Source organism: Micromonospora sp. CNZ285, from assembly GCF_004637285.1.
Genome location: NZ_SPQD01000001.1, coordinates 1,491,695 through 1,504,789, shown reverse-complemented (window position 1 = coordinate 1,504,789; position 13,095 = coordinate 1,491,695). Strand labels below are relative to the sequence as shown.

Annotated in this window: 6 protein-coding genes; 2 read left to right on the top strand and 4 right to left on the bottom strand. The window is 72.2% G+C overall.

All coding sequences use genetic code 11. The annotated features are described in order from the left end of the window. Window positions 1-31: 31 nt before the first annotated feature. A complete protein-coding gene (locus tag CLT75_RS06815; RefSeq protein WP_135239999.1) occupies window positions 32-1,597 on the bottom strand; it encodes a pectate lyase family protein in 1,566 nt (521 codons plus the stop codon). Between the two features lie 332 nt (window positions 1,598-1,929). Here CLT75_RS06815 and CLT75_RS06810 point away from each other — a divergent pair, with 332 nt between their 5' ends. Continuing rightward, window positions 1,930-3,144, top strand: a complete 1,215-nt coding sequence (locus CLT75_RS06810; RefSeq protein WP_135239998.1) for a hypothetical protein — start codon at window positions 1,930-1,932, stop codon at window positions 3,142-3,144. On the opposite strand, the gene CLT75_RS06805 is transcribed toward CLT75_RS06810, so the two are convergent. Then, window positions 3,082-4,077, bottom strand: a complete 996-nt coding sequence (locus CLT75_RS06805; protein WP_135239997.1) for a DMT family transporter — start codon at window positions 4,075-4,077, stop codon at window positions 3,082-3,084. The genes CLT75_RS06810 and CLT75_RS06805 overlap by 63 nt on opposite strands. A 40-nt stretch (window positions 4,078-4,117) precedes the next feature. On the opposite strand from CLT75_RS06805, the gene CLT75_RS06800 reads away from it, so the two are divergent. Beyond that, the gene (locus CLT75_RS06800) at window positions 4,118-5,509 is read left to right on the top strand and encodes an aminotransferase-like domain-containing protein (RefSeq protein WP_135239996.1); all 1,392 of its coding nucleotides are present in this window, start codon (window positions 4,118-4,120) and stop codon (window positions 5,507-5,509) included. Window positions 5,510-5,756: 247 nt separating this feature from the next. Here CLT75_RS06800 and CLT75_RS06795 read toward each other — a convergent pair whose 3' ends face one another. Together CLT75_RS06795 and CLT75_RS06790 are read right to left on the bottom strand one after the other, a co-directional pair. Further along, window positions 5,757-10,043: a galactose-binding domain-containing protein gene (locus CLT75_RS06795; RefSeq protein ID WP_135239995.1), complete on the bottom strand. Its 4,287-nt coding sequence runs from the start codon at window positions 10,041-10,043 to the stop codon at window positions 5,757-5,759. Between the two features lie 99 nt (window positions 10,044-10,142). Further along, on the bottom strand, window positions 10,143-13,010 hold the full coding sequence (locus CLT75_RS06790) for a discoidin domain-containing protein (RefSeq protein ID WP_135239994.1): 2,868 nt from the start codon (window positions 13,008-13,010) through the stop codon (window positions 10,143-10,145). Between the last annotated feature and the right edge of the window lie 85 nt (window positions 13,011-13,095).

The following is a 13,095-nucleotide window of genomic DNA, read 5'->3' as shown; positions in this document are numbered from 1 at the left end:
CGGATCGGCCGCCCCCGCTCGTGTGTGACTGCTAACTGGCGTACGTCTCGAACTCGCCGACTCTCGGCGTACCGCCGGAGCTGTTGATCTTGAAGTTGATCTTCTTCAGCGAGGTCGCGCCGAACGTGATCTGGCCGGCCCCGCTGCCGGAGGCGAGCACCGCGCCGGTGTCGTTGTTGACGAGCTGCCACGACCCGATCGAACCCGAGGTGCCCGACGGCTCGCGGATGACCACGCGGGACACAGTGGTGGCCGAGCCCCACTTGATCGAGACGGTGCCGGTCGACCCGGACGGCGACCAGTACGTGCTCAGGTTGCCGTCGCGCACGTTGCCGTAGCTGGTGCCGTCGGCCTTGCTGGACCCGTCCGCGCCGGCGCCGGAGACGAGGCTCAGGTTGGTCCCGCCGGACGGCGGCGGGGTGGTCGTCCCGGGCGGCGGCGTGGTGGGTGCGGGCGTGGTCGGCCCCGGCGTGCTCGGTGCCGGGGACTGCGGCGTGCAGTTGCCGTCGGACACCCGCAGGCCGGTGTTGGCGCCCGCCGTCTGCCGCACGATGTCCGGCACGCAGCTCGCCGCGTCGAGCCGGTACGAGTACGGGACGCTCACCGTGGTCGTCGAGGTCACGTTCGGACCCGCCGGGTAGTTGTCGCTGCCCGGAGAGGACCAGGTCACGTTGTCGAAGATGTTGCCGCTGACCTGCCAGGTGCCGCGCTCGCTGGTGTAGAACGTGCCGAGCACGTCCTTGGAGTTGCGGAAGTAGTTGTTGTCCACCTTGGCCCGCGCGCCGGCCCGGGAGTTGATGCCCGACTCGTGCAGCCCGTTGTAGTGGTTGTTGAACATGTGGGCGATGCCGCCGCGCAGCAGCGGCGTACGGGAGTCGATGTTCTCGTACAGGTTGTGCTCGAACGTGATGTAGCCGTTGCCGCGGTCGCTCTCGCTGGACCCGATGAGGCCGCCGCGGCCGGAGTTGCGCAGGATGCTGTACGACAGCGTCACGTACTGGGTGTCGTCCTTCATGTCGAACAGGCCGTCGTAGCCCTCGGACTCCCCGCCGGACGCCTCCAGCGTGACGTGGTCGACCCACACGTTGCGGACGCTGCTCTCCATGCCGATCGCGTCGCCGCCGTTTGAGGTGGGCGAGCCGGACTTCTTGACGTTCCGCACCGTCACGTTGCGGATGATGATGTTGCGGGAGTCGCGGATGTGGATGCCGAGCTGGTCGAAGACGGCGCCGCTGCCCACGCCGATGATGGTGACGTTACTGATCTGCTTCAGCTCGATCACGCCGTCGGCGGTGTTGCAGCTCGATCCGGAGACCTTGCTGGTGTTGCCGTGGTTGATGGTCCCGGTCACCTCGATGATGATCGGGGTGCTGCTGCTGGCCCGGCCGCACAGCGCGGCGTGGATGGCGGTGCCGGTGGTGGCGCGTACGGTCTGCCCGCCCGCGCCGCCGGTGGTGCCGCCGTTCTGGGTGGCGTAGCCGGTGGCGCTTCCGGCCGCCGCCGACGCCTGCGGGGACGGCAGCACCACGGCGACGGCGATGCCGACGACCGCCGTGGCCAGTGCCGCGTGGAGTCGCAGCGCGACTGTTCTTCTCATGTCGCCTCATTCCTTTTTCGAGCATGCGGGAATTGCCGCCGAGCAGCGGCAGTCACCGAATGGGAATAATGAGGAGCCGCGACGCGATCAGGCGCGTCGCCGGCGAATGTCGTTCATCTGCGATGCCCGGATCGCACATGAAACATCGATGTAACGCAATCGTATGAAAGCGCTTTCCAGGAAGGCAAGAGCTGGCGTTTGCAGGTTTTTTGCACTGTTCGGGGCGTCCGGGCGCGCGGGGCGGCGTCTTGACGGGGTGCGTGATCGGTGATTGCCTGCACGTCACCCAGAGATCGAAGTTCGTCTACTTCATGCCCTCACGAGGAGCGCCCATGCACCGTCCCCGTACGAGCCGCCCGCTGGCGGCGGTCGCCGGCGCGATCGCCGCCGTCCTGGCCGTCTCGCCGGCGCCCGCCGCACCCCTGGCGGAACCGGCTGTCACCGGCAACACGTGGAACGCCGACCTCACGGTCGTCGACTCCGACGACGTCAACGTCCGCTGGTCCGGCGCCGGACTGCGCCTCGCCGGCGCGGCGAGCCGACCGGCCGCGCAGCGCCGGCAGGCGGCCGAGGGCATGCTCGTCACCGCACCCCACCCGCTCGCCGCGCCGGCCAACCGGGTCCGGGCCGACATCGCCGCGACAACCGGCCGGGGCGGCGCCGTCGAGGTGGCGGCGCGCGGCTGGCGGTCGGGCGCGTGGACCGAGTGGCGGTCCGTGTCCGGCGAGGCCGTCTTCGACCAGCCCGTCACCCGGGTGCAGATCCGGGTGGCGCTCACCGCCGAACGGCCGTCCGCCGCGCCCACCCTGCGCACGGTACGGCTCGTCGCCGACTCGGTCGCCGCCGTCACGGCCGCCACCCCGGGCCTCACCTACCGGGTGTACGCCACCCGGGAGGGCCTGGTCGGCGGCACCACCGCCAACGGGCACGTGATCGTCTCGCGGGACCACTTCGTCGCGCTGCCGTCGGCTCGCGGCCTCGCGCCGAAGAACACCGGCGACTACACGGTGCGGGTGTGCACCACCACCCGGAGCCGCTGCGAGTACGCGCCGGTCTGGGACATCGGACCGTGGAACACCAGGGACGACTACTGGAACCCCAGCAGCAGCCGGGAGATGTGGAAGGACCTGCCGCAGGGCCGCCCCGAGGCGCAGGCGGCGTACCAGAGCGGCTACAACGGCGGCCGGGACCAGTTCGGGCGCACGGTGGCCAGCCCGGCCGGCATCGACCTCGCCGACGGCACGTTCTGGGACGGTCTGCTGCTGACCGACAACGCCTGGGTCGACGTCGCCTACCTCTGGACCGGCACCGGCGCCCGGGGCCGGATCGGCAGTGGCCCGCTCAACATCCGTTCCGGCCCCGGCACGAGCAACCCCGTCGTCGGCCTGGCCGCCACCTACGCCAACGTGCCGATCGAGTGCTCGGTCGTCGGCCAGTCGGTGAGCGGCCCGTACCGCACCACCACCCAGTGGAACCGCCTCGCGTCAGGACACTTCATCAGCCACGCGTACGTCTCCGGCGTGACCGGCACCATCGCGCCCTGCTGAGGACGCCCCGCCCGGGGCGGGCCGGTCCGCTGAGGACGGCCCGCCCGGGGCGCGCGCCGGTGTGGCGCCGCCCCGGGTGCGCTGGATGAGCACGACGCAGGCGAGCACCGCGCCCGCCACCGCCAGCGCGCCGGGCGTGACCGCCTCACCGAGCAGCACTGCCGACCAGATCAGCGTGAGCACCGGCTGCACGAGCTGGATCTGGCCCACCTTGGCGATGCCGCCCCGGGCCAGCCCGGCGTACCAGGCGAAGAAGCCGAGGAACATCGACACCACTGTGAGGTAGCCGAACCCGGTCCAGGCGGCGACGCCGCCCTGCGGCGGGTGGACGAGCGCGGCCACCGCCGTGACCGGCACGGTGACCGGGAGCGACAGCAGCAGCGCCCAGCAGATCGTCCGGGCGCCGCCGAGGTCGCGGGCCAGCCTGCCGCCCTCGGCGTACCCGAGGCCGCAGAGCACCACGGCGGCGAGCAGGAACACGTCGGCCGCGGACAGCGCGCCGCGCATCGAGCCGCCGGCGGCGAGGAAGGCGAGCACCAGCGCCAGACCGGCGGCGCTGGCGATCCAGAACAGCGGCGGCGGCCGTTCGCCGGCGCGCAGCACCGCGAACACGGCGGTCATGGCGGGCAGCACTGTGACGACCACGGCGCCGTGCGCCGACGTCTGTGTGGTGAGCGCCAGCGAGGTGAACAGCGGGAAGCCGACCACGACGCCGAGCGCGACGATCGACAGCCGTCGCCACTGGTCCCGGGTGGGGCGCGGCGCACCGGTCAGCCGCAGGTAGACCCACGCGAGCAGCGCCGCGCCGACCGCCCGTCCGAACGCGACGAACCAGGGGTCGAGTGTGTGCACCGCGACGCGGGTGGCCGGCAGCGACATGCTGAAGGCCAGCACACCCAGCGCGCCGAGGGCGATCCCGGCGCCCGGTCTCACCGTTACCGTCGTGCGCGCAGTAGCGCTACTCTGTGCCGTCATGAACGATGGTAGCGCTATCGACCGTGTGGTCCGGCATCTGGGGGCGCTGGCGACCGGTGCCGCCCCCGGCACCCGGCTGCCGTCGGTGCGGGAACTGACCGCGCACCATCACGTCTCCCCCGTGACAGTCGCCGAGGCGACCCGGCGGCTCGTCGCGGACGGGCTGGTCGAGACACGGCCGGGGCGCGGCGCGTACGTGGCCGCCCGGCGCACCGGAGCGCCACGGGCGGACCTGTCGTGGCAGACGGTCGCGCTGGGCTCGCGGCGGGGCGGCGAGGAGGAGATGCAGGCGCTACTGGCACTACCGCCGTCGGGCGCGATTCCGCTGACCGGCGGCTACCTGGACCCGGATCTCCAGCCCGCTGCCGCGCTCGGTGCGGCGCTCGCCCGCGCGGCCCGGCAACCGGCGGCGTGGCAGCGCGGCCCGGTCGAGGGACGCGCCGACCTGCGCGCCTGGTTCGCCCGCGAGGCGGGTGGCGGCCTGCGCGCCGAGGACATGGTGATCTGCCCCGGCGGGCAGGCCGCGCTCTCCTCCACGCTGCGGGCGCTCACCATGCCCGGGGACACGGTGCTGGTCGAGTCCCCCACCTATCTGGGCGCGCTCGCCGCCGCGCGCGCCGCCGGACTGCGGGTGGTGCCCGTCCCCGCCGACACCGACGGGGTACGCCCCGACCAGCTCGCCGCCGCGTTCGCCCGCACCGGCGCCCGCCTGTTCTACTGCCAGCCCTTGTACGCCAACCCGCACGGCGCGACGCTGACCGCCGCCCGGCGTGGCGAGGTGGCGGAGACGGTGCGCGAGGCCGGGGCGTTCCTGGTCGAGGACGACTACGCCCGCGACCTCACCATCGACGGCGAGGCCCCGCCACCGCTGGCCGCCGACGACCCGGACGGGCACGTCGTCTACCTGCGCTCGCTCACCAAGTCCACAGCACCCGGCCTGCGCATCGCCGCGATCGGCGCGCGGGGACCGGCCGGGGCGCGGCTGCGCGCCGCCCGGCTGCTCGACGACCTCTTCGTCGCCGGGCCGCTGCAACAGGCCGCCGTGGAGTTCCTCACCGCGCCGGCCTGGGACCGGCACCGCCGCAGCCTGCGCGTACAACTGCGGGCCCGCCGGGAGGCGCTGCTCGCCGCGCTGGACCGGCACCTGCCGTCCCTGGCCCCGCGCGACGTCCCGCGCGGTGGCCTGCACCTGTGGGTACGCCTGCCCGACAACACCGACGACGTCGCGGTGACGGCGGCGGCCGCCGCGGCCGGCGTCACCGTCTTCCCCGGCCGCCCCTGGTACGCCGCAGAACCCCCCGCCCCCCACCTGCGCCTGACGTACGCCGCCGCCCCGCCCGACCAGATGGACGAGGCCATCCGCCGCCTCTCCACAGCCCTCCCCCACTGACCACGGCAACTGACGCCGCCGTCGATCTTGGACTTGTGGTGCCACATGTTGTCGGCTTCGCCCCGCTATCGAAGGTGCCACAACTCCAAGATCGACGCTCCGCTCGACCCCGCCCCGCCCCGCCCCGCCCCACACCCGCGATCTTGCAGGTTGGTGCCCCTCATAGCAGGAGTAATCCGGCATCGCGGGGGCCGAAAGTGCAAGATCGCGGGGCGGAAGAGGGCGGGGTGAGGGGCGAGGGCGGGGGTCAGTTGCGGGTGATGGTGAAGGTTGTTGTCGTGTTCTTGATGTCCTGGACGTTGTCGGTCAGACGCAGGTTGGTGAACGTGGCGGCGCCGACCGCGGGGCCCTGACCCGCCTCGGGCATCTCGTTGACCCAGATGCCGAAGCCGGACTTCGCGTCGAACGCGTCACCGCTGCGCCGCGCCCCCGAGATCGACACGTTCGTCAGCACCGTGTCGGTGATCGGGTTCTCCGGCTGGCTGCCGTTGTACTTGGTCTGGAACATGATCCCCGAGTACGTCGGATCGACGATGTCCACGTCGGTCACCCGGATACTGCGGAACTCCTTCGACGCGGAGAACAACCACATCGCCGGGAACGTCTGCGCGCCCCAGAAGTGCCCGCCGGAGCGGATCAGCGAGATGTTCTCGAACCGGGTGGGCGGGCTGGCGCCGAATCCGACGAACGGGTAACCGAAGTCCAGCGAGCTGATCGTGATGCCCGAGTACGTGAGCTGGTCGGCGATGTACAGGTTGCGGAACACGTTGTCGTACCCGCCGTACACCGCCAGGCCGGCCGCCCGCCAGGTGAGCGTGGCGGTCAGGTTCTCGAACACGTTGCCGTGGTTGCCGCCGGAGCCGCCCTGGTCGGTGGCGGAGAACAGCGCGAACGCGTCGTCGCCGTTGGAGCGGCCCTCCGAGTTGGTGACCAGGTTGTCGGTGCTGCCGTTCGTCATGTTCACCGCGTCGGCGAAGGTGTTGCGGAACCGGCTGTCCCGGATGGTCAGCCCGTCCACACTCACCCCCCAGTACGCGCAGACGGTGTGCTCGACCCAGACACTGTCGAGTGTCAGGTCGTCCACGTCCTTCAGTTCGCCCCACACCTTGCCGGGACCGTCGATCCGGTTGGTGTAGTTGCCGAAGAACGCCAGGTGGGCGAAGGTCGACCCGCTGGCCGAGGACTCGACCCGGAAACCGGCGTCGGTGTTCTGCTGGTTGCGCGGCGTCTGGAACCGGGTGAACCACATGCCGGCGCCGACGACCTTCACCGCCTTGCCGTACACCTGGAACTTCTGCGCCGTCTCGTACGTGCCGGCGGGCAGGTAGACGCCGACCAGGGTGCCGGTGGTGTCCATCCGTACCGCGTCGAGCGCGTTCTGCACGTCGGCGTGGCTGAACCCGGTCGGCACCTTGTAGCGGGCCGGGTCGGGGTTGGCGCGCGGCGAGACCAGTTCGGTGTCGACGAAGTCGATCGCGTACGTGGTGGTGTTCGCCGGGTCCTTCTGGAGCCGGATCCGGCTACCGGCCGGGACCGTGGCGTCGAGCAGCACGTTCGCCTCGTCGTAGAGGTGCCGGGGCGCGCCGGCGCTCGGCGAGTCGCTCGGCCCGGCCTCGGCGCCGTAGAGCCAGATGTGCTTGGAGGTGAGGCTCATCGGCTTGTGCAGCACGCCGTTGACGTAGACGTTGATGGTCGAGTCGATCCCGCCGCCGCCCGGCGCGTCCGGGATGGAGTAGCGGGCGACCAAGGCGTTCGCCGCCGAGCGGGTGGTCCACTCGACGTACGCGCCGGTGGTGTTGAGCGTGACCGCGCGGCGTCCGGACGCCTCCCCGGCGAGGTCGCCGATGGTGCGGTTCGGGCCGATCACCTGCGCGCCGCCGCCGGTCGCACCGTCCTCGGCCTCGTACGCGTCGTACGGCAGGTTGGCCCCGCGGCCGACGAACAGCGACCGGTCGCTGGTGTTGTTCTGCCGCTTGACCGGCAGCTCGTTGGCGTCGTCGGCGAGCACCACCCGCACCGTGTACCGGCCGTTCGCGGCGGTCCAGGTACCCAGCGACACCGGGCCGGCGGTGGCACCGGCGGCGATCGTGCCGCTGTACGAGCCGGTGAGCGTGCGGACCACCGCGCCGGACTGGTCGCGCACCGTCAGCGTGATGCCGTGCGCGCCGCTCGCCGACGCGATGGTGCCCTGGTTGCGCAGCGTCACCGCGAAGGAGACGCTCGCGCCGGCGCTCGGCGTGCCGGGTAACCAGGTGACGGCGGAGGCGACCAGGTCGGAGCTGGCGACCGGGCTGACAGTCAGCGGGGTCGGACTGGTGTAGGAGTTGTTCGCCTCGTTCTGCTCGATCACCACGTTCGACTCGTCGACCTTCGCGGTGAGCTGGTAGCTGCCGGCGTCGCGTACCCCGATGTTGGCCGAGACGGTGCTCGACGCGCCCGCGGCGAGCGCGCCGACGGCGGCGGTGCCGACCTTCGCCGTACCCAGGTAGAGGGTGACGGCGGTGGCGGCGGAGGCCGCGGTGCCGGCGTTGCGCACGGTGGCGGACAGCGTGATCGCGTCGGTCTCCACCGGCGCGGACGGCGACGCGGTGACGGCGGTGACGGTGAGGTCCGGGTTCGGCGCCGGGACGCCGATGACCTGGAGTTCGGCGACCTGCCCGTTGGAGGAGCCGGAGTTCGCGGTGAACTGGAGCCGGACGTCGGCGGCGGTCGCGGAGACCGGGACGGTCACCGTGTTCGCGCTGTTCGGGTTGAAGGAGTACGTGGCGGAGCCGGCCAGGCTGGTGAACCCGGACGCGGACTGCTCCCGGCCGAGGACCTGGAACGTCTGGGTGCGGGCGCCCCACGCCGGGTCCGGGTTGAGCTTCACCACGACGGCGCTGATGCTCGCGTTGGCGCCGAGCGCGACCGTCAACGTGCTCGGGTACGCGCCGGGCGCGCCCTCCCAGTACGTGGCGACGTCGTTGTCGACGGCGTTGGCGGCGGCGAACACGTGCACCATCGACGACGCCGTCGCGGGCTTGCCGACCGCCAGGTTGGTGCCGCCGGTGCCGCTGCCGGTGCGGGTGACGGTGTTGCTGTTGGCCGACACGTTCCCGGCGGCGTCGCGGGCCCGGACGTGGTACGAGACGGTGGCGCTGTCCGGCTGGCTGTCGGTCCAGGTCAGCGTCGATCCGCTCACTGTGGTGCGCAGCGTGCCGTTGGCGTACACCTCGTAGCCGGTGACGCCGACGTTGTCCGTCGATGCCGTCCAGGTCAGCCGGATCTGTCCGCTCGCCGGCTGGGTGTAGGCCAGGTTGCCGGGCGCTGTGGGTGCGACGGTGTCCCCGGTGTTGCCGGTGCGGGTGACCGTGTTGCTGTTCGCCGACACGTTCCCGGCCGCGTCGCGCGCCCGCACGTAGTAGGAGACGGTGGTCCCGGCCGGCTGGGTGTCGGTGTACGTCAGCGTGGTGCCGCCGACGCTCGTGCGCAGCACGCCGTTGGCGTACAGGTCGTAGCCGGTGACGCCGACGTTGTCGGTGGACGCGGTCCAGGTCAGCCGCACCTGGTCGGTGGCGGGCTCGGTGAACGCGAGGTTGCCCGGCGCGCTCGGCGCCTGGGTATCGCCGGTGGCCGGGCCGTAGACCTCCAGCTCGGCGAGCTGCCCGGCGGGCCACGCGCTGTTGGCGGTGAACAGCAGCCGCACGTACCGGGTGGACGCGGTGGGCACTGTCACAGTCACCGTGTTGCCGCCACCCGGGTCGAACGCGTACGACGCGGACCCGACGAGCGTGCCGAACGTGGAGCCGTTCGTGCTGCCCTGCACGGTGATCGTCTGGGTGCGCGCGCCCCAGCCGGACGGCAGCCGCAGCACCAGCCGGTTGACGCTGGTGGCGGCGCCCAGGTCGGCCTGGATCCACTGCGGGAACGCGTTGTTCGGGCTCTCCCAGTAGGTGGCCGCGTTGCCGTCGTTGGCGTTGCCGGCGCCGTACACGTCGGCGTGGCCGCTCTCGGTCATGGTCCGGCCGAGCGCGAGGTTGGTCGAGGAGGTGGCCGCGCCGTACACCTCCAGCTCGGCGAGCTGCGCGGCGGCCCAGCCGGTGTTCGCGGTGATCACGACCCGCAGGTAGCGGGCGTTCGTGGCGGTGAAGCCGAGCGTCACGGTGTTGCCGGCGGCCGGGCTGAACGAGCGGCCCGCCGCGGCGACGACAGTGGTGAAGCCGCTGCCGTCGCCGCTGGCCTGCACGGACAGCGTCTGGGTACGCGCCTCCCAGGCGGCCGGGAGCTTCAGCACGACCTGGTCGACGGCGCGGCTGGTGCCGAGGTCGACCTGCGCCCACTGGGGCAGTGCGCCGCTGCTCTCCCAGTAGCTGCCCTGGTTGCCGTCGGTCAGGTTGGCCGCGACGTAGGGGCCGTTGACGCTGCTGGCGGTGGCGGTGCGCCCGGCGGCGAGGTTCGGGCCGCCGGCGGCGAGGGCCGGTGGGGCGGGGGCCGCGGTGACGACCAGGCCGACCGCGGCGAGCACCGCGACGATTCCGGTACGGAGTCTGGACATGGTGGACGGACACCTTCTTCCCGGGGGAGGTGGAGAGGCGTTCGGGGGTGGGGGTGCGGTGGCGCGGCGGGGACCGGGGATGGTCCCCGCCGCGCCGGGTCAGGAGGCGTACACCTCGAACTCGGACAGCTGGCCGGCCGGCCAGCCGGTGTTGCCGGTGAAGGTCAGCCGCACGAAGCGGCGGTCACCGGCGGGCAGCGCGATCGACACGCTGTTGCCGCCCGCCGGGTCGAACGTGTAGCCGGCCGCCGCCTTGAGGGTCGAGAACGACGAGCCGTCGGTGGAGCCGAGCACGGTGACGGTCTGGGTACGGGTCTGCCAGGCGGCCGACGGGGGCAGCTTCAGCACCACCCGGGCGACCGGCCGGGCGCTGCCCAGGTCGACTGTCACCGACTGGGGGAAGGCGTTGTTGGCGCTCTCCCAGTAGGTGTTCGCGTTGCCGTCGACGGTGTTCGCGGCGCCGTACACGTCGGCGTGGCTGGTCCCGGCGACGGGCCGGCCCGCCGCCAGGTTCCCGGCCGGCGGCGCGGTGGTGGGCGGCGCAGTCGTGGCGGGCAGCGGCGTGGTGGTGCCGCCGTACACCTCCAGTTCGGCAAGCTGGCCCGCCGGCCAGCCGGTGTTGCCGGTGACGGTGACCCGGACGAACCGCCGGTCGCCCGACGGCAGCGCGATCGACACGGTGTTGCCCGCGGCCGGGTCGAACACGCGGCCCGCCGACGCGGCGAGCGTGCTGTACGAGGAGCCGTCGGTGGACCCGAGCACGGACAGCGTCTGGGTACGCCGTTCCCAGCCGGGCGGGAGTTTGAGCACGACCCGGTCGACGGTGCGGGACGCGCCGAGGTCGACGGTGAGCGACTGCGGGAACGCGTTGTTGGCGCTCTCCCAGTAGGTGGCGGCGTTGCCGTCGACGGCGTTGCCGGCGGCGTACGTCTGGGTGGTGCTGGTGGCGGTCGCCGGCCGGCCCAGGGCCAGGTTCCCGCCGGTCGGCGGTGGCGTGGTCGGCGGCGCGGTGGTCGGCGGGGCCGTCGTCGGCGCTGCCGTGGTCGGCGCCGGGCTGGTGGGCGGCGGGCTGGACGGGCCGTTGCCCCACTGCGGCTGCGGCCACGGCCCGCAGTACGGGGTGGGCGTGTACCAGCCCGAGTTGCCGGCGCCCTGGGTGATCTGGAAACCGCTGCCCACGCAGTTGTGGATCGGGTTGGACTGGGCGATGCCGGTGGCCCGGACGTTTGTGAACCGGACCTGGCTGGGCGCCTGCACCTGGAGCGCGTACGTGCCCGCGCCGTCGATACGCACGTTGTCGAACGAGATGCCGCTGGTCTGCCCCTCGATCCAGTGCAGCGCCGCGTACGAGCTGTCCAGGATGTCGGTGTCGGTGACGTTGATCGCGGCGCCCTGGATCGGCTCGTTGAGCGCGGAGAACCAGATCGCGCCCACGCCGAACTGCCAGTTGTAGTCGGAGTTGCCGTTACGGATCAGCGTGTTGCGGGCCACCGTGATGGTGCCGGCCACGGCGGTCGGCCCGGTGACGCCCGGATAGCGGTTCGCCACGTGGATGCCGCCGCCGTTGGTGACCGAGTCGGCGGTGACGTTGTCGGCGATGGTGATGTCCCGCCCGCCGTACGTGACCAGGTGGTTGGCCAGGATCGTCACGCCGATGGTGTTGCGGGTGAAGGAGTTGCCCACGTTCGGCACGCTCTGCGCCCACATGGCCAGCGCGTCGTCACCGGTGTTGCGGACGAACGTGTTGGTGACTGTGGAGTTGGTGACGCCCCAGTGGAAGTTCACCCCGTCGGCGGTCTGGTCGAGGATCCGGCTGTTGCGGATGGTGAAGTTGTCCATCGGCCCGTCCATCCAGGCGCCGACCTTGGTGTGCTGCAACCACAGGTTGTCCACCACCGAGTTCGTCATCGCGCCGCCGATGGCGTTCACCTGGTCCTCGTCCACCCGTTCCCGGATGTCGCCGATGATGGCGAAGTCCCGCAGCGTGACGTTGCGGCTGGGCCCACCGGCCTCGTGCGACCGGATCTCGCCGGAGTAGCCGCCGCCCGGCACGTACTTGCCGTAGATGCCGGCGGCCCGCTTGCGGTCGGTGGGGTGCCGGCCGCCGAGCACCGAGTACCAGGGGCCGGCGCCGCGCAGCGTCACGCCGTCGACCACCACGTGGTCCCAGAGCGTGAACGTGCCGGCCGGGATCCACACCGCCCGGCCCTGCGCCTTGCCGGCGTCCACGGCGGCCTGGAACTTCGCCGTCGAGTCGGTGGCGCCGGTCGGGTCGGCGCCGAAGTCGGTCACCACGTCCAGCACGCCCGACGGCTTGGTGATCTGCGCGCCGACCAGCTCGAAGTCGGCCAGGTCGATGGTGAACGTGGGCGACTGGGCGGTCGAGGAGACCTGGAGGCGGATCTTCGTGCCGGCCGGGTAGGTGGTGCCGAACATGGTCCGGGTCTCGTCGTAGAAGTGGTGCGGGTTGGTGTCGCCCGGGTTGTTGTTGAACGGGTAGCCGCCGTAGTACCAGCCGTACCGGGAGGTGACCGGCACCGTCCTGACCAGCGTGCCGTTGGCGCGCAGGTCGATGGTGGCGTCGCGGCCGGTGCCGGCGGCGTTGTCCGGCAGGCTGTACCGGAACGTGACCGCGTTGGCCGGGGCGGTGAGCGTGAACTCGACGTACTCGCCGACGGCGTCGAGCGTGACCGCCTCCCGCCCGGACGCCTCGGACGGCAGCGTGCCGTAGCGCCGGTCGGGGCCGATCTTCGTGCCGGTGTGGGCGGCCTGCTCGGCCTCCTGCTCCCGGAACGGCACGGTGGCGCCGCGTCCGGTGATGTCGAACGGGGACAGTCCGGCGGCGCGCGCCGGGGTGGCGGTCGTGGTGAGCGCCACGACGACGAGTGTCGAGGCGGCGAGCGCGGCGGCGGTGAGGGCGGCCACGCCGGTGCTGCGGTGGCGGTGCGCGGTGCGGTGCTCGGCCATGCGGGGTGTGCTCCCTTTCGTCGGTGGCCAGATCCCCCCGTGCGGCGTTGCCTCTCCTTCCTCCTCCCCAGGTGTGTCGCGTGGT

What these genes read in the sequence shown, in the direction of transcription:
- CLT75_RS06815 (WP_135239999.1), bottom strand. Translation starts at nt 1,597, where the DNA reads ATGAGAAGAACAGTCGCGCTGCGACTCCACGCGGCACTGGCCACGGCG.
- CLT75_RS06810 (WP_135239998.1), top strand. Translation starts at nt 1,930, where the DNA reads ATGCACCGTCCCCGTACGAGCCGCCCGCTGGCGGCGGTCGCCGGCGCG.
- CLT75_RS06800 (WP_135239996.1), top strand. Translation starts at nt 4,118, where the DNA reads ATGAACGATGGTAGCGCTATCGACCGTGTGGTCCGGCATCTGGGGGCG.
- CLT75_RS06795 (WP_135239995.1), bottom strand. Translation starts at nt 10,043, where the DNA reads ATGTCCAGACTCCGTACCGGAATCGTCGCGGTGCTCGCCGCGGTCGGC.
- CLT75_RS06790 (WP_135239994.1), bottom strand. Translation starts at nt 13,010, where the DNA reads ATGGCCGAGCACCGCACCGCGCACCGCCACCGCAGCACCGGCGTGGCC.